This window comes from Kribbella catacumbae DSM 19601 (genome assembly GCF_000372465.1).
GTDB classification, from domain to species: Bacteria; Actinomycetota; Actinomycetes; order Propionibacteriales; family Kribbellaceae; genus Kribbella; species Kribbella catacumbae.
In genome coordinates this window covers 67991-85367 of record NZ_AQUZ01000001.1, presented here as the reverse complement: position 1 = coordinate 85367, position 17377 = coordinate 67991, and the positions used below count along the sequence as shown (strand labels likewise).

The 17377-nt window shown below is 67.5% G+C and carries 14 protein-coding genes; 10 read left to right on the top strand and 4 right to left on the bottom strand.

From position 1 onward, the window contains the following. Nucleotides 1–29: 29 nt before the first annotated feature. Complete coding sequence (gene ypfJ, locus A3ES_RS0100405) at nt 30–935, bottom strand: KPN_02809 family neutral zinc metallopeptidase (protein ID WP_020384787.1); 906 nt, start codon at nt 933–935, stop codon at nt 30–32. 104 nt (nt 936–1039) lie between these two features. Between ypfJ and abc-f the strand changes: the two genes are divergently transcribed. The 3 genes from abc-f (at nt 1040) to A3ES_RS0100390 (ending at nt 5436) form a co-directional block, all read left to right on the top strand. After that, nucleotides 1040–2638, top strand: coding sequence for a ribosomal protection-like ABC-F family protein (gene abc-f, locus A3ES_RS0100400; protein ID WP_020384786.1), 1599 nt, complete (start codon nt 1040–1042; stop codon nt 2636–2638). 64 nt (nt 2639–2702) lie between these two features. Then, nucleotides 2703–3473, top strand: a complete 771-nt coding sequence (locus A3ES_RS0100395) for an enoyl-CoA hydratase/isomerase family protein (protein ID WP_157630240.1) — start codon at nt 2703–2705, stop codon at nt 3471–3473. Between the two features lie 70 nt (nt 3474–3543). Further along, a complete protein-coding gene (locus tag A3ES_RS0100390; protein ID WP_157630239.1) occupies nt 3544–5436 on the top strand; it encodes an ABC transporter ATP-binding protein in 1893 nt (630 codons plus the stop codon). Nucleotides 5437–5576: 140 nt separating this feature from the next. On the opposite strand, the gene A3ES_RS0100385 is transcribed toward A3ES_RS0100390, so the two are convergent. After that, on the bottom strand, nt 5577–6074 hold the full coding sequence (locus A3ES_RS0100385) for a hypothetical protein (RefSeq protein ID WP_020384783.1): 498 nt from the start codon (nt 6072–6074) through the stop codon (nt 5577–5579). Nucleotides 6075–6153: 79 nt separating this feature from the next. On the opposite strand from A3ES_RS0100385, the gene A3ES_RS0100380 reads away from it, so the two are divergent. Together A3ES_RS0100380 and A3ES_RS0100375 are read left to right on the top strand one after the other, a co-directional pair. Next, nucleotides 6154–7227 carry an ATP-dependent DNA ligase gene (locus A3ES_RS0100380; protein ID WP_020384782.1) on the top strand — a complete coding sequence of 358 codons (1074 nt, stop codon included), beginning with the start codon at nt 6154–6156 and terminating at the stop codon, nt 7225–7227. 90 nt (nt 7228–7317) lie between these two features. Further along, nucleotides 7318–7872 carry a DUF1707 and FHA domain-containing protein gene (locus A3ES_RS0100375; protein WP_026162438.1) on the top strand — a complete coding sequence of 185 codons (555 nt, stop codon included), beginning with the start codon at nt 7318–7320 and terminating at the stop codon, nt 7870–7872. Nucleotides 7873–8002: 130 nt separating this feature from the next. Here the strand turns inward: A3ES_RS0100375 and A3ES_RS45735 are convergent, their stop codons facing one another. Continuing rightward, nucleotides 8003–8983, bottom strand: coding sequence for a LysR family transcriptional regulator (locus A3ES_RS45735; protein WP_083933100.1), 981 nt, complete (start codon nt 8981–8983; stop codon nt 8003–8005). Between the two features lie 196 nt (nt 8984–9179). Here A3ES_RS45735 and A3ES_RS0100365 point away from each other — a divergent pair, with 196 nt between their 5' ends. After that, a complete protein-coding gene (locus tag A3ES_RS0100365; RefSeq protein WP_020384779.1) occupies nt 9180–12494 on the top strand; it encodes a M28 family peptidase in 3315 nt (1104 codons plus the stop codon). Between the two features lie 57 nt (nt 12495–12551). On the opposite strand, the gene A3ES_RS0100360 is transcribed toward A3ES_RS0100365, so the two are convergent. Then, nucleotides 12552–13526, bottom strand: a complete 975-nt coding sequence (locus tag A3ES_RS0100360) for a zinc-binding dehydrogenase (RefSeq protein ID WP_020384778.1) — start codon at nt 13524–13526, stop codon at nt 12552–12554. Nucleotides 13527–13609: 83 nt separating this feature from the next. Here A3ES_RS0100360 and zapE point away from each other — a divergent pair, with 83 nt between their 5' ends. From zapE to A3ES_RS0100340, 4 genes are all read left to right on the top strand, one after another. Beyond that, nucleotides 13610–14638, top strand: coding sequence for a cell division protein ZapE (gene zapE / locus A3ES_RS0100355; protein WP_020384777.1), 1029 nt, complete (start codon nt 13610–13612; stop codon nt 14636–14638). Between the two features lie 48 nt (nt 14639–14686). Beyond that, entirely contained in the window at nt 14687–15349 is a 663-nt protein-coding gene (locus A3ES_RS0100350) for a hypothetical protein (RefSeq protein WP_020384776.1), read from the top strand. A gap of 35 nt (nt 15350–15384) precedes the next feature. Next, a complete protein-coding gene (locus A3ES_RS0100345; RefSeq protein WP_020384775.1) occupies nt 15385–16260 on the top strand; it encodes a PPK2 family polyphosphate kinase in 876 nt (291 codons plus the stop codon). Between the two features lie 227 nt (nt 16261–16487). Next, nucleotides 16488–17369 (top strand): type IV toxin-antitoxin system AbiEi family antitoxin domain-containing protein, encoded by an 882-nt coding sequence (locus tag A3ES_RS0100340; RefSeq protein ID WP_020384774.1) that lies wholly within the window; start codon nt 16488–16490, stop codon nt 17367–17369. Nucleotides 17370–17377 lie beyond the last annotated feature (8 nt).

Genomic DNA, 17377 nt, shown 5'->3' with positions numbered 1-17377 from the left:
CTTGCGAGGCGGGTTCTTGCTTTCGGTAGTTAGAGCGCGTTGGTGGACCAGGTGTCGCAGGTGGTCATGTCGCCGGAGTCCATGCCGGTCTTGAACCACTTCATCCGCTGTTCGGCGGTGCCGTGGCTGAAGCTTTCCGGGTTGACCTGGCCCTGGGTCTTCTCCTGGATGCGGTCGTCGCCGACCGAGGCGGCGGCGTCCAGGCCGCGGCTGATGTCGTCCTCGGTGAGTTCGGTGATCAGCGGTTTGCCGCTCTTGGTGGGCACCGTGGTCGCGTGGTTCGTCCAGATGCCGGCGAGGCAGTCGGCCTGCAGGTCAGATCGGACCGCGTCGGACTCGGGGCCCTGGCGGGACTTGATCTTGCCGAGAATGCCGTAGAGGTTCTGGACGTGATGTCCGTACTCGTGCGCCACGACGTACGCCTCGGCGAAGTCGCCGCCCTTGGCGCCCAGTTCGGTCTGCAGGGTCTTGAAGAAGCCCAGCTCCAGGTAGACCCGCTTGTCGGGCGGGCAGTAGAACGGCCCGACGGCCGCCGTGGCGGGGCCACAGCCCGTGTTCACCGAGCTACTGAACACGCGCATGGGTGCCCGGGTGTACTTCTTGCCGCGGCGGGGGAGTTCGGCGGCCCAGAAGCCCTCGATCGAGTTCTGGTAGAAGACGAACCGGCAGTCCTTGTTGGTTGCCAGGTCCTTCCCGCTCTCGCAGGAGCTGAGATTGCCCGGTGCCGTGTTGCGGGCGTCCGGCTCGTCGGTGCCACCGCCGCCGGAAAAGGTGCCGTTCAGGAGCAGGATGACGACCAGCAGGATGATGCCGCCGATGCCGCCGCCGACCGGGATGCCCATCCCGCCCGGGAGCAGGCCGCCGCCACCGCCACCGCTGCCACGGGTGTCTTCGACACCGCTGGTGTCCAAGTCGGCGTCTGGGTTGAATTTCACCTCACATACACTAGACCTCGCTGCCGGAATAGGCCGCCTTGTGACGCGGCGTTGCCGCCCGTCGCCCTCCCGCCGAAACCAACCCTGAGGACACCTGCGCCGCCATGATCACTGTCACCAACCTCGAGGTCCGCGTCGGGGCCAGGCAACTGCTCTCGCCTGCTTCGTTCCGCGTCGGCCCGGGGGACAAGGTCGGGCTGGTCGGGCGCAACGGCGCCGGCAAGACGACGCTGACCAAGATTCTGGCCGGCGAAGGGCTGCCGGCCTCCGGCTCGGTGACGTCTTCGGGCGAGATCGGGTACCTGCCGCAGGACCCGCGGACGGGCGACCTCGAAGTACTGGCCCGGGACCGGATCCTGGCCGCGCGTGGGCTGGACGAGGTGGTCCGGCGGATGCGCAACGCGGAGAAGTCGATGGCCAGCGCGGACGAGAAGACGCGCGAGAAGGGCATGCGGCGGTACGAGCGCGCCGAGGCGGATCTGCACGCCGCCGGTGGGTACGCCGCGGAGTCCGAGGCGGCCCGGATCGCGGCCAACCTCGGCCTGCCGGATCGGGTGCTGGGGCAACCACTGGGAACGCTGTCGGGCGGTCAGCGGCGCCGGGTCGAGCTGGCCCGGATCCTGTTCGCCCAGGCCCAGACGCTGCTGCTGGACGAGCCGACCAACCACCTGGACGCCGACTCGGTCGTCTGGCTGCGGGACTTTCTGAAGGGGTATCCCGGTGGCGTGATCATGATCAGCCACGACGTGAACCTGCTGGAGGAAACCGTCACCCGGGTCTTCCACCTGGACGCCAACCGGGCCGAGATCGACGTCTACAACGTCGGTTGGAAGGCCTATCTGCTGCAGCGCGAGACCGACGAGCGCCGCCGTAAGCGCGAGCGGTCGAACGCGGAGAAGCAGGCATCGCAACTGGTCGCCCAGGCGAACAAGATGCGCGCCAAGGCGACCAAGGCGACCGCGGCCCAGCAGATGCTGAAGCGGGCCGAGAAGTTGATGTCGTCGCTCGAGGACGAGCGCGCCTCGGACCGCGTGGCCAAGATCGTCTTCCCGACGCCGGCCTCATGTGGCAAGACGCCACTGATGGCCAAGGAGCTGTCGAAGTCGTACGGGTCGCTGGAGATCTTCACCGACGTGGATCTGGCGATCGACCGCGGCTCGCGGGTCGTCGTACTGGGCCTGAACGGTGCGGGCAAGACCACGCTGCTGCGGGTGCTGTCCGGGATCGAGAAGTCGGACACCGGCGAGGTGATCGACGGACACGGCCTCAAGCTCGGGTACTACGCCCAGGAGCACGAGACCCTCGACGTGGACCGGACCGTGATCGAGAACATGAAGTCGGCCGCGCCGGACCTGAACGAGACGCAGGCACGCAGCGTGCTCGGCTCGTTCCTGTTCACCGGTGACGACGCGGACAAGCCGGCCCGGGTGCTGTCGGGTGGAGAGAAGACCCGGCTCGCGCTGGCCACGCTGGTCGTCTCGGCGGCGAATGTGCTGCTGCTCGACGAGCCCACCAACAACCTCGACCCCGCTTCGCGGACCGAGGTACTGAACGCGATCCGTTCCTACACCGGCGCGATCGTCCTGGTCACCCACGACGAGGGTGCCGTGGAGGCGCTGGAGCCCGAGCGCGTACTGCTGCTGCCGGACGGCGTCGAGGACCTCTGGACCAACGATTACGCCGACCTGGTGTCGCTGGCCTGAGGGCTTTTCCACAGGTGACAATCGCCGCACGGAAAGCGTCGCGAGTTGCCGTATGTTCACTGACATGAGTGATCTTGGACTGCGGTTGACGGTGGACGGACCGGTCGCCCGGGTGGTGCTGGACCGGCCGGAGGTGCGCAATGCGCAGACTCCGGCGATGTGGAGCGCGTTGTCGGACTTCGGTGCGTCGCTGCCGCCGGAGGTGCGGCTGGTGGTCGTGTCGGGAGAGGGGCCGTCGTTCTCGGCCGGCCTTGATCGCAACCTGATCATGGGCGAGCCGGTCGATGGACAGGAGCCTCTGCTCACGCTCGGGGCGAAGCCTGCCGCCGAGCTACAGGAGCTGATCTCGCACTTCCAGGCCGGCTTCTCCTGGCTGCGCAGGCCGGAGATCGTCAGCATCGCGGCGGTGCAGGGCCACGCGGTCGGGGCCGGCTTCCAGCTGGCGCTGGCCTGTGATCTGCGGGTGGTCACGCCGGATGCGAAGTTCAGCATGCGCGAGCCCGCGCTCGGGCTGGTACCGGATCTGGGTGGGACTCAGCCGCTGGTGCAGTTGGTCGGCTACTCGCGGGCGCTGGAGATCTGTGTGACCTCGCGCTGGGTCGAGGCCGAGGAGGCACTCCAGCTCGGGCTGGCGAATATCGTCGTACCGGCTGAGGAGCTGGCGGCGACCGTGAAGGATCTGTCGGAGGCGGTGATGTCGCCGTTGGTGGGCGCTGTGCGGGAGACCAAGGCGTTGCTGCTGGGTGCTGCCGATCGTTCGTACGAGGAGCAGCTGAAGGCCGAGCGCGAGGCTCAGGCCCGGCGGTTGAGCGAGCTCCTGGCGGCCTTCGGCTGAGGCTGCGGGAAGCTTCGGCCGACCTCAAGTGTTGTCAAGGTTGACGAGTTGATTGCGGGGAGGGGATCGGATGTCTTCAGGGATGCGAATGGGTGGCGGCGGCAGCGCGATGAGCTGGCGGCGGCAGGACGCGTCGGTGGTTGATCAGAAGCTGGCCAAGGGCACGCTGCGGCGCATCCTGCGGTTCGCGAAACCGTTCAAGTGGTACATCACGGCCTTCCTGGCGCTGGTGGTCGTCTCGGCGTTCCTGGTGATCGCCTCGCCGCTGCTGTTCAAGAAGATCGTCGACGACGGCATCTCCAAGGGGAACGCAGGGCTGGTGACCGCCCTCGCGCTGGTGGTCGCGTTGCTGGCCGTGGTCGAGGCGGCCCTCGGGCTGATGCAGCGCTGGTTCTCGGCACGCATCGGTGAGGGCCTGATCTACGACCTGCGGACGCAGGTCTTCGCGCACGTGCAGCGGATGCCGGTCGCGTTCTTCACCCGGACCCAGACCGGCGCTTTGGTCTCCCGCCTCAACAACGACGTGATCGGTGCGCAGCAAGCCTTCACCTCGACACTGTCCGGGGTCGTCTCGAATGTCATCAGCCTGATCCTCGTGGTCGGTGCGATGCTCTTCCTGAGCTGGCAGCTGACGATCATCGCGATCGTGCTACTGCCGGTCTTCCTGCTTCCCGCCCGGTATCTCGGGCGCCGGTTGGCCGCGATGACGCGGGAGCAGATGCAGCTGAACGCGGACATGTCCACGGCGATGACCGAGCGGTTCAGCGTCGGTGGCGCGTTGCTGGTGACGCTGTTCGGCAACCCGGACCTCGAGAACCAGCAGTTCGGCGAGAAGTCGGGCCGGGTCCGCGACCTGGGCATCCGGATCGCGATGCTCGGCCGGGTCTTCTTCACCGCGCTGACCCTGGTCGCCGCGCTCGCGACCGCCCTCGTGTACGGCGTGGGCGGCAACCTCGCCGTTCGCGAAACGCTGACGATCGGGACCCTGCTGGCCCTGGTCGCCTTGCTGGGCAGGCTTTACGGCCCGCTCACGGCGCTGTCCAACGTGCGCGTCGACGTGATGACCGCGCTGGTCTCCTTTGAGCGCGTCTTCGAGGTACTGGACTTGGAGCCGATGATCCAGGACGCTCCGGACGCGCGACCGCTGCCCCCGAATGCGGCGTCGGTGACCTTCGATCACGTGTCGTTCGCCTATCCGACCGCGGACCAGGTGTCGCTGGCGAGCCTCGAGTCCGTGGCGGTGCTCGACAAACGCGCTTCCTCGCAGGTGCTCGAAGACATCAGCTTCACCGTCGAGCCAGGTCAGATGGTCGCGCTGGTCGGACCATCCGGTGCAGGCAAGACGACCATCACGAACCTGGTGGCCCGCTTGTACGACGTGACGGGTGGTTCCGTTCGCATCGGCGGTGAGGACGTTCGTGAGGTGACATTGGAGTCGCTGCACGACACGATCGGGTACGTGACGCAGGACGCGCACATGTTCCACGACACGATCCGCGCGAACCTGACCTATGCCAAGCCGGGCGCCACCGACGAGGAGATGGCCGACGCGCTTCGCTCGGCGCAGGTGTGGGACCTGGTGTCGTCCTTGCCCGACGGGCTGGACACGGTGGTGGGGGACCGCGGACACCGGCTGTCCGGTGGCGAGCGGCAGCGACTGGCGATTGCCCGGTTGCTGCTGAAGGCACCGCACATCGTCGTACTGGACGAGGCGACCGCGCACCTGGATTCGGAGTCCGAAGTGGCGGTGCAGTTGGCGCTGGACACCGCGCTGGAAGACCGGACGTCGCTGGTGATCGCCCACCGGTTGTCGACGGTGCGAAACGCGGACCAGATCCTGGTGGTTGACCACGGCAACATCGTCGAACGCGGCACGCATGAGCAGTTGCTCGCGCTCGACGGGGAGTACGCGGATCTGTACCACACGCAGTTCGCGGAGTCGGGCACAGCCGCAGGCGTGTAATCCCGGGAATGCACTGCTCATCCACTGACCCGCCGAACCGAGTGCGGGCCGCCACCACTACCGAACCCGGTCGGCGAGCGCTTTCCCCCGGCGTGTCGATGCACCGGTGTCGGGTTGCGTAGTGGTGGCGGTCCGCGTGCCTACTTGCTGGTTTTCTCCTCGTGTTCGAGGAGGTGGAGGACCGGCACGCCGAGGTGGCGGCGGGCTGAGTTGGTCCAGTCGAGGTGGAAGAATTCGGCGACGATGTGCGGGCGGGTCAGGATGATGACCTCCTGGCCGCCGACCTTGTCCACCGTTGCGGTGAGGGCATCGATCGGGCGGTCGTGGGAGATACCGCCCTCGGCTTGCTGGCCGAGGGCGATCAGCCGCTGCACGCTGCGGCCGGTGCACCCCTTGGCTTCGCTGTCGATCGACTTCTGCGCCTCGGCGAGTTCCTCGCGCTGGTCGACGAGCCCCGGTCCGTAGAGGTCCGCGGTTCCGAGCGCGCTGATCGACGCCTCGACGCCGGATTCGGCGTTGTGGCATGGCACGAGTACGTGGTACTTCACCTGCTCGGGCATGTCCTGGTGGAGCTCGACCACGCGCCGGGCATCGGGTTCGGTCAGTTCCTGCTCTACGAGCAGCACGACGTCGTACATCTCGGTACCTCCGGTTCGTACCAGTCGGTATGCCTCCATCATGCCCCCGCGGTGAGCTTTATGGGGGCAGAATGGCGCCATGCAGCTACCCGTGATGCCGCCGGTCCCGCCGATGCTGGCGAAGCCGATCAAGCAGATCCCGGACGGGAACGTCAGCTTCGAGCCCAAATGGGACGGATTTCGCTCGATCATCTTCCGTGACGGCGACGAAGTGGAGATCGGCAGCCGCAACGAGAAGCCGATGACGCGGTACTTCCCGGAGCTGGTCGAGGCGATCAAAGAGAACCTGCCCGAGCGGTGCGTGATCGACGGAGAGATCGTCGTGGTCGGAGAATCCGGTGACCGGCTGGACTTCGAGGTGCTGCAGCAGCGCATCCACCCGGCCGCCTCGCGGGTCAAGATGCTGTCCGAGACGACGCCGGCACGCTTCGTAGCGTTCGACCTGCTCGCGCTCGGCGACACCGACTACACGGAGCGCCCGTTCTCGGAGCGCCGGGCCGCGCTCGAGCAGGCGCTGGAGAAGTCCGCGGCACCGATCCACCTGACCCGTACGACGACCGACAAGGCAACCGCGACCGAGTGGTTCCACCAGTTCGAGGGCGCCGGTCTGGACGGCGTGATCGCGAAGCCGCTGGACGGCCTGTACCAGCCGGACAAGCGGACCATGTTCAAGATCAAGCACGAGCGAACGGCGGACTGCGTCGTCGCGGGCTACCGCGTGCACAAGAGCGGCGAGAATCGGATCGGATCGCTCCTTCTCGGGCTCTTCAACGCTGATGGTGTGCTCGCCAGTGTCGGCGTGATCGGTGCGTTCCCGATGGCTCGCCGCGAGGAACTGTTCCTGGAGATGCAGGAACTCGTCACGGACTTCGACAACCACCCGTGGGCCTGGGCGAAGCAGGAGGCCGGCAACCGCACGCCGCGCAACGCCGAGGGCAGCAGGTGGCAGGCAGGCAAGGACCTGAGCTTCGTACCGCTGCGCCCTGAGCGAGTCGTCGAGGTCAAGTACGACCACATGGAGGGTGTCCGCTTCCGCCACACCGCCCAATTCGTCCGCTGGCGCGAGGATCGCACGCCGGAGTCCTGCACCTACGAGCAACTCGAAGAGCCGATCAAGTTCGACCTGGCCGACGTGCTCAGCGCCAGACCCTGACCCTGCCTCCGCCGGTACGGCGTACGCAGTACCGGCGGGCGGGAATCGGGCGTGCTGGACAGTGAACCTGGCGGCACGGACAATTCGGTTATGACCCCGACGAGGCTTGTGCAGGAGCGCCCGTCGGATGCTGAGCGCGATCGGGCGCTCGCGATCCTGCGCGACGGGGCCGGCTCGGGACGGCTCTCGCACGACACGTTCATCCGCCGGATGAACTTCGTTCTGCGCGCCCAGAACCGCCGCGAACTCGCCGACGCGACCAACGACCTCCCCAAGGACGAGCCACGACTGCTCCGGCTCTTCCGCCAGGTGGTGGCGCAGATCCCACGCCTGACCCTGACGCCTCGCACAGCCGACCGAGCGATCCGCCTGCCCGGGCTGGCCCTACCGGCCCCCGGCGCCCCAACGGTCCGAGTCGGCCGAGGCCCTGGCGCCACCCTCCGGATGGCCGACCTCTCAGTCTCCCGCTTCCACGCCGAACTCCGAGCAGTCGACGACGGCTGGCTCCTCCGAGACCTCGGCTCCATGAACGGCACCCATCTCAACGGCCTACGCATCACCACACCCGTCTGGGTCCGCCCCGGCGACCACATCGCCTTCGGCGCCGTCAACTACCGGCTAACCTGGACCGACCCCCGCACCTAACCCACGCGAACCGCAAACGTCCATGCCCGGGAATCTTCCGGAGGCGGTCAAAGCTCCTTCTTGGTGGAGGTTTCGGGGCCGTCGGGCGTGGCTTTGCGGGCCTCGGGATCCGCAGGATCGGGGGCGGAGGTTATTCCCGGGGATCGATGACCGTGGGATGGGCGTTGGGGTGGTGGTGCCACCAGGGGCGGTTGGCGGCGTGGGTGGCGATTGTTTGGCGGTAGACCTCGGTGAAGGCTTGGTGGATGAGGTCGATGTCTTCTTGCGGTGTGCTGTCCGCTCGCCAGCGGAGGGCTCGGCGCCAGAGGAGGGGCTGGTCGGTGATCGGCAGGACGATCGTGTTGGGGATCTCGCGGACCGTCGGTGCGCACAGGCTGATGCCGCGGCCGGCGCCGATTAACTGTTCAATCTCGGACGTGTCGAGGTTGGCGTAACGGAACTCCGGCGTGAAGCCGGTCGACTCGCAGACGCTGCGCAGGTACGCGAGGTCGCCGTCCTCCTTGCCTGCCGGCGGGCAGATCCAGATCTCGTCGGCAAGGTCCTCCAGTGCGACCGCATCTTTGTCCGCCAGCCGATGGTCGGCCGGCAAGGCGATCGCGAACGGCTCGGGCCAGACCATCGTCTGCTCGCGGATCCCCGGCGGGCAAGGTGGTGCATGGGCGTCATCGCAGCGCCCAAGCATCACCACGTCGATCACGTCGGCCGCCAACAGATCAGTGAGTACTGCGCACGACGGATCCACCTGCGCGTCGATCCGCCGTCCGGGCAGCAGTTGCTCGAGTCGCGACAGCCATGCCCCGAACATCACTGTCCGCACGGCGCCAATCCGCAGTACTCCGGATGCGGTCGTGTAGCGCCGGCTGCTGCCGACCAGCTCGTCCATGTCGGCCAGCATCGCCCGGGCACGGCTGAGCACGTGCTTGCCGAGAGGCGTTGCCAGTACGCCGTACGGGCCTCTCTCGAACAGTGGTCCGCCGATAGCGTCCTCTATCCGGTGCAGCTGGGCGGTGAGCGACGGCTGCGAGACCCCCAGGGCGGCGGCGGCCTTCGAGACGCTGCCTGTGTCGGCCAGGCGGCAGACGACCCGCAAATGGCGTATTTCCAGCTCCATAGCGGTGAGGTTATGCCCTGCTGGGATATCACAGCCATAACTCGCAGGTGCCAATCTCGTCCCACAGAGGACGCCGGGAGTTCATCCACCTGCCCAGCGGAACCCAGGCGTCCTCCAGCCCTCGCCATCCGCCGGCTGGTTTGCAGCCCCCCGGCCGGTGGCGAGGGCTCCCGCCCCCTCAGTGAGGAAGTGTCCAGTGAAGAGCACAGCCCTGCGCACAGCCGCAGCCGGTTGCGTGCTGAGCCTGGTGGTAGCCGCGACAGCGGTGGTCGCCATGAAGATGCCAGCAGCCACGGCCCAGCAAGCCGAACCGCCCGTGAATCCGAGGGCCGCGGCCGTGAAGACCGCCGACCGTCTGGTCCAGGGGCGCGTCGCCGAGCTCAAAGCGAGTGCCGGCGACCAGTTCATCCGCCAGCAAGAGATCAGCACGCCGTGGGGCCTGCAGTATGTCAGCTACGAGCGCACGTACCACGACCTGCCTGTGATCGGCGGCGACTTCGTCGTCACGACCGATGCCAAGGGCAACGCCAAGAACCTCGCTGTGGCTCAGCAGGACGTCATCAACGTCGACCGCCAGCCCGTCGTCACCAAGGCCTCGGCCAAGAAGGCGGCGCTCAAGGCGATCGACCAGGGCAAGCCCGCTCCGGGTGAGCCGACGCTGGTCGTGTACGCCGGTGGTAAGAAGCCCGTACTGGCGTGGGAAGCCATCGTGCAGGGTCGCCACGACGGCGAGGCAAGCCGGCAGAAGGTGTACGTCGACGCTCGCAACGGCAAGGTGCTGCACTCGATCGAGCAGACCGCCTCGGGCACGGGCACCGGCGTGTGGAACGGGTCGAACCTGTCGTTCGGCACCACCCAGTCCGGTTCGACGTACACGATGGCCGACCCGGGCCGCCCGAACCTGCGCTGCGCCGACTACAGCACCGGTACGACGTACTCCGGCTCCGACGACGTCTGGGGAAGCACCTCCAAGACGGACAAGGAAGCCGGCTGCGTCGACGTCATGTACGTCGCCACCGGTGAGTGGAACATGCTGAAGGACTGGTACGGGCGCAACGGCCTGGACAACCAGGGCCGCTGGGCCGACGCGCTCGTCGGGCTGGGCGACGTCAACGCCTACTGGGGACATTCGAGCAATCCTGACGGCGTGGTGTTCGGCTACAACAACAACCGCCAGTGGATCACCGGCACCGACGTGGTCGCGCACGAGTTCGGCCACGGTCTGGACGCCAAGACGCCGGGTGGCATCTCCGGACACCCGTCACAGGAATCGGTGGCCGACATCTGGGGCACGCTCACCGAGCACTTCCTGAACAACCCGAACGATCCGCCGGACTACGAGGTCGGCGAGGAGATCAACCTGCAGGGCAACGGGCCGATCCGGTACATGTACGAGCCGGCCAAGATCTCCGGCCACCCGAACTGCTACTCCACCAGCCTCCCGTCGTCCGTACACGCCGCGGCGGGACCGATGAACCACTGGTTCTACTTGCTTGCCGAGGGCACCAACCCCGGCAACGGTAAGCCGACCAGCCCGACCTGCAACAACACCACGCTGACGGGCATCGGCCACCAGGACGCCGGCAAGATCTTCTACAACGCGATGCTCACCAAGACCAGCGGCATGACCTACCCCAAGTGGCGGGTGGCGACTCTCGCCGCGGCCAAGGGCCTCGACTCCAGCTGTGCCCTGCACGGCAAGGTCAAGGCTGCCTGGAACGCAGTCAGCCTTGGCGCTCAGTCGGGCGAAGCGACCTGTGCTCCGACCGGCAACGACTTCACCATGTCGGTGTCGCCGACCACTGGTTCGGTCAAGCCGGGCGAGACCGCGACCGCCACGGTGAACACCGTGATCGGCAACGGCTCGGCCCAGACTGTCCGGTTCACCGCGACCGGCCTGCCGAGCGGTGCGACGGCGACCTTCGACCCCAGTTCGGTGCAGTCGGGTAACTCGGCGACCCTGAAGATCGCGACGACGTCGAGCACGGCCGAGGGCACCTACGACGTGACCGTCACCGGTGACGGCACCGATGTCGACAAGACCGCCACCTTCCGGCTGACCGTCGGCGGTACCACCCCGCCCGCCGGCGTACCGGATATCGATGTGGAGAAGGTCAAGGCGCATCTGGTCGCGCTGCAGCAGGCGGCTGACAACAACGGCGGCCACCGCCGGGCCGGGAGCGCGGGCTACACCGCGTCGGTCACCTACATCGAGCAGAAGCTGCGCGACGCCGGCTACACGGTCGCCAAGCAGCGCTGCACGAACTGCACGTACCCGTCGGACAACCTGATCGCGGACTACCCGGGTGGTGACGCCAACCAGGTGATCATGCTCGGTGCACACCTCGACAGCGTCAGCGCGGGTCCGGGCAGCAACGACAACGGCTCCGGCTCGGCCGCCATCCTGGAGGTCGCGCTGCGGCTCGCCCAGGAGAAGCCGGAGCTGGTCAAGCACGTCCGCTTCGGCTGGTGGACCGACGAGGAGCAGGGCCTGAACGGCTCCGAGTTCTACGTCGGCCAGCTGGCCTCGACGGACCGGACGAAGATCAAGGCGTACCTCAACTTCGACATGGTCGCCTCGACCAACGCCGGGTACTTCGTCAACAACATCACCACTGAGACCGGCAAGGTGCTGAAGGCCTTCTACGACGGCCTGAACCTGCAGCCTGAGGAGAACACCGAGGGCGCCGGCCGGTCCGACGACGCGTCATTCAAGAACGCGGGCATCCCGACCAGCGGCGTGGCCGCCGGTGCGAGTGCCCGCAAGACCAGCACGCAGGCGCAGAAGTGGGGTGGCACGTCGGGTTCGGCGTACGACCCCTGCTACCACGCCGCCTGTGACAAGTACCCGTCGAACATCTCGGCGACGGTGCTGGACCGGAGCTCGGACGCCGCGGCGTACGGGCTGTGGAAGCTGGCGGTCGGCGATGCTCCGCCGACCGGTAGCGACTTCTCGATCTCGCTGAGCCCGACCTCCGGGTCTGTCGCCCAGGGCAGCTCAGTGCAGTCGACGGTCGGTACTGCGACCACCGACGGCGACCCGCAGTCGGTCCAGCTGTCGGCGAGTGGTCTGCCGACAGGGGCGACCGCGAGCTTCTCGCCTTCGACGGTGACGTCGGGCAGCTCCTCCACGCTCACCTTGGCGACGTCGGCCTCAACGCCGGCCGGGACGTACCAGGTGGTCGTGAAGGGCACGGGAGCGGTCAGCCACGAAGCGACGTACAGCTTGACCGTGACAGGGTCGTCGACCGGCACCGTGACCGTGCAGAACCCGGGCAGCCAGTACGGGTTCGTCGGCTGGTCTTCCTTCCCACTGCAGATCCGGGCCACCTCTAGCGCCGGCCTGCCGATCACCTTCCGGGCGACGGGCCTTCCTGCAGGCCTGTCGATCAGCGCTACCGGAGTGGTGTCTGGTACGCCGACGGCACGCGGCTCTTACACGGCGACAGTGACTGCAACCGACACCGGTGGGGCGACTGGTAGCACCTCGTTCGGGTACACGATCTGGTAAGCAGCACGCGGCAGCGCCCCGGACCGTCCACCAGGCGGTCCGGGGCGCATGCGCGTGTCAGGGGATCAGTACAACCTTGCCGACGGTCTCGCGGTTCTCCAGCGCCCGGTGGGCGTCCGCGGCCTTGGCCAGCGGGAACCTCGTGACCAGCGGAGCCCAGCGGCCCTCACTGGACTCCTGAAGCGCTGCGGTCTCCAGTGCTCGCAGCTTGCGCATCAGCTTCGGGCCGATCGCCCAGGTGGCGCTGAGGCCGCGATTCATCAGGTCCTCGGTGGTGAGCTGAACAGGTCCGCCACCGGACCACCCGAACATCAGCAGGCGCCCACCGATGCCGAGCAGCTCGAAGGCCCGCTGCCCGTTCTCACCACCGACGCCATCCAGTACTACGGTCAGCTCCCGCCCGTCGAGTTGTTCCTTGACCTGGTCGGGCCAATCTGGAGTGGTGTAGTCGATCGCGATCTGGGCGCCAACGGCTTGCACCTGCTTGACCTTCTCCGGCCCGCCCACGAGGCCGACCACCAAAGCACCTGCGTTCCGGGCGGCCTGGACGAAGAGGCTTCCCATGCCGCCTGCCGCTGCCGTGATGAGGACGACGTCGTCCGCACTCAACGCTGCCTGCTCCAGGATCCCGGTGGCCGTGCGCCCTGTTCCGATAGTGGCGACAGCGGCGGCACCGTCCAGGTGATCAGGGATCTCGTGCAGGGACTCCACCTTCGCGACCGCCAATTCGGCATAGCCGCCAGGAACCGGCCCGAGGTGTACGACGACGCGCTTGCCGACCCACGACTCGTCCACGTCCGGCCCGACGGCATCGACCGTACCCGCGACCTCTCGGCCAGGGATCGTCGGCAGGACCGGGGGAGCGACCGGGCCACCGCCCGCGGTGCCCGCCCGGAGAGCGGTGTCCATCAGGTGCACGCCGGCGGCCTCGACCGCGATCCGGACCTGTCCGGTGCCCGGGACCGGGTCCGGCACCTCCTCGTAGCTCAGATTCTCGGCGGGACCGAACTCGTGCAGCCGTACCGCGTGCATCAGATCTCCTTAGTCGACCGTTGAGCTTGCCAAGCTAGTACCTCAAGAGAAGTTGAGGTCAAGCCTTCTCATAGGGTGTGGGCATGCCGATCCGACTCAGCGAGCGCCGGCCGGAGGTCAGTCCGGATCGGCTGCTGTCCGAGTGCGTGCCGCCACCGCGCTTCGCCGACGTCCGCTTCGACACCTACCGCCCGAACCCGGCCGAACCGAGCCAGTCAGAGGCTTTGGCCGTACTGCGCCAGCGTGGGCTGGCGCTCGCGGAGCCGCGCAGGGAGCGCTCTCTGTGGTCCCGGCTGCGTGGCACGAAGCCAACGCCTGCAGGCAAACCAGGGATCTACCTCGACGGCGGCTTCGGCGTCGGCAAGACCCATTTGCTCGCGTCGCTGTGGCACGTGTCGACCGGCCCGAAGATGTACTGCACCTTCGTGGAGCTGACGAATCTGGTCGGTGCCCTGGGCATGCGCTCGGCGGTCGAAGCGCTGTCGGAGTACCGGCTGATCTGTATCGACGAGTTCGAGCTGGACGACCCGGGCGACACGGTACTGATCTCGCGGCTGCTCAGGCAGTTGGTCGATGCGGGCGTCGAACTCGCGGCGACGTCGAACACGTTGCCGGACAAGCTCGGCGAGGGACGCTTCCAGGCGATCGACTTCCTCCGCGAGATCCAGGCCCTTGCCGCGCACTTCGACGTACGGCGGATCGATGGGCCGGACTATCGCCATCGGGGGCTGCCGGTCGCACCCGAGCCGTGGCCGGACACGCGTGTCGAGCAGGCAGCCGCCGAGTGGCCTGGTGCGTCGTGCGACCACTTCGTCGATCTCTACCACCAGCTCGCCGAGCTGCACCCGAGTAAGTACGGCGCTCTGCTTGATGGTGTCACCGCTGTCGGGATCACCGACATTCGCGAGCTCAACGATCAGAACGTGGCGTTGCGGCTGGTGGTGCTGGCCGATCGTATGTACGACCGCGACATCCCCTTGCTGGCTGGGGGAGTGCCGCTCGACCGGATGTTCACGCCGGAGATGCTCAAGGGCGGCTACCGGAAGAAGTACCTGCGTGCGTTGTCGCGTCTGATCGCGCTCGCGCAGGTCGGGATGACACCGTCGAGTTGAGTGGTCTTACTCAGGCTTGGTGGGCCGGTGTCGTGCTTCCCTGAGGTCATGTCCAGTGCAGAGCAGCGGTCAGTCGCCGGGGCCCTCGGGTCGTTCGTTGCGAGTCTCGCGGCGGTCAGCTCCGGCGGATTCGTTTTTTTCAACGACACTCCAGATACGGTCAACCACCGGAACTTGCCGCTGGGTGCGGTTGCAATGGTCCTGGTGATCGCCGGGGTCGTGGTTGCCGCCCGGACTGCGACCGCGCGGCTGTGGCTCGGCGGAGCTCTAGGTCTGCTCGACGTGTTCCTGATCTGGCAGAGCACCACCAACAACGCCTTCCGGTTCGTCTGGGGTAGTGGTGAAGGTGAGATGTTCATGTTCCAGGTCGTGCTCGGCCTGACCGCCCTGGTCCTGATCGCCACCGGGCTCCAGCCCTCGCGCCAGACCGAGCCCGACACCGAGGTCGCGACTGAGCTCAAACCCGGCGCCGGGCGCTGGCTGGTGCGGGCAGCGGGTTACCTGTGCGGGACCGTGATCATCGTCTTCGTCGCCACTTGGGCGGGCATCGACTACTACACGCCGACCATCTGCGACGACTGCCTTGACGGTTTGAAGGGCCTGTACTGGGGCATGGCCGCAGTGCTCGCCTGTCTGGTGGCAGTCGTGGTGATCGAGCTCGTACTCCGGAGCCGGCGCAGGCAGGAGCGGACGGAAGGCATCCGCGCCTGAGCCGATCCGCGGGACGGATGAGGCAGGATGGGCGGATGGCGAAGAAGAAGACTGCGAAGCCTGATGAGACCGTGAGCGGCAAGCTGCTGGACCAGTTGCGGGTGCCGCAAGGGCCGGTGGATCTGAGCGCCTGGGACACCCGCGCGACGACCGGGTTCTCCGGGACCAAGGAGGCAGGCAAGCTGGCGCTCGACGCCGTCGGTCCCGAGGTCTCCGACTGGCAGGAACGGTTGTTCGCCGAGGGACGCAAGGGCGGCGAGCGGAGTGTGCTGCTGGTCCTGCAGGGGATGGACACCTCCGGCAAGGGCGGCGTGATCCGGCATGGTGCAGGCCTGATGGATCCGCAGGGTCTGCGGATCACCTCCTTCAAAGCGCCGACGCCGGCCGAGAAGCGACGCGGCTTCCTCTGGCGGATCCGCCAGGCGCTGCCGACGCCGGGCTTGATCGGCATCTTCGACCGCTCGCATTACGAGGACGTACTGATCGCCCGCGTCCGCAACCTGGTCGCACCGCCGGTCTGGAACCGCCGCTACGAGCAGATCAATGAGTTCGAGGCCGAGCTGGCCGCGAGCGGCGTGACAGTGCTCAAATGCTTCCTGCACATCTCGCCGGAGGAGCAGAAACTCCGCCTGGAGGCCAGGCTCGACGACGAGACGAAGCACTGGAAGTACAACCCCGGCGACGTCGACGAGCGTGGGCTCTGGCCCGACTACGCCGAGGCGTACCAGGCCGCCATCGAGAAGTGCAACAACGCCGAGACGCCCTGGTACGTGATCCCCAGCGACCGCAAGTGGTACCGGAACTGGGCCGTCACCACCCTGCTGCTGGAAACCCTGCAGGACCTCAACCCCGAGTGGCCCAAGGCCGACTTCGACGTCCCCGCCGAGAAGGGCCGCCTGGCCGCCACCTGACGACCGGCCCGTGCAGGCTGGCAGGTGCCGGGCGCCCATGCATGCACGGCCTCGGGCGCGACCTGCGACACGCCGAGGGAGGCGGTTGCCGGGGGTAGTTGGGTATGCGTGCACCTCCGGGCCTCCTGCAGACAACGGCGGGCGGCTCCGTTCCCTCGGAGCGGGCGGCTTCGTTCGCCTGTGGATAACTCAAAGCAGGCTCGGCCTCGAAGGCGCAGACTTGGGCGGTGGCCGATGTGGTGGAGATCTTGCAAAGGGCCGGCGGCAGCGCCCGGTACGCCGAACTCGCGGGCCTGACACCGGCGCGATCGATCCGTACGGCGCTTGAGCGCGGCGAGATCGATCGGGTGGCGAAGGGCGTCTACGCGCTTCCAACCGCACCCTCGGATCTGACGGTCGCCCTCGCGAACGGTGGAGTGCTGGCGCGGCAGAGCGCGGCATTGCACCACGGTCTCGAGGTGGTGACGCGACCGCTTGTGCCGCACGTACTGATCAGCCGGACCCAGCGACGCCGCGAGACCGAGCTGAGTTGCGTCATGCATCGCACGAAGACCGGCTTGCCGGAGCGCGTCACGGCGCCCCTCCAGACGGTCATCGACTGCGCTCGGCATCTACCGTTCGGAGAGGCGTTGGCGCTCGCGGACTCGGCCTTACGCTTGAAGAAGGTGGATCCGGCTGCGCTGGCAGACGCAGTTCGCGCAGATCGGGGTGCCGGTAGCGCCGCCGTACTGCGAGTTGCCGCGTCGGCTGACGCCCGTGCGGAGTCAGCGCTCGAGTCGATGCTCAGGGCGCGGGTGATCGACGCCGGGTTCGCGGGTTTCGTTCCGCAGTACCGGATCAGGGACGCGTCGTTCTTCGCCCGCGTCGATCTGGCCGATCCGTTCCTGCGCATCGTGCTCGAGGCGGACAGCTTCGCCCACCACGGCAGCCGGACCGCGCTCCGCAAAGACTGCCGCCGCTATGTCGAACTCGCGATCCGCGGCTGGTTGCTGCTGCGCTACTCGTGGGAGGACGTGATCCTCGACGAGACCTGGGTCGGTACATCGCTCGACGCTGCGGTCCGCCAAGCCGCGGTGATCCCGACCGCCTCGCGTATCGCCGCCGCCTGACGTTTGCC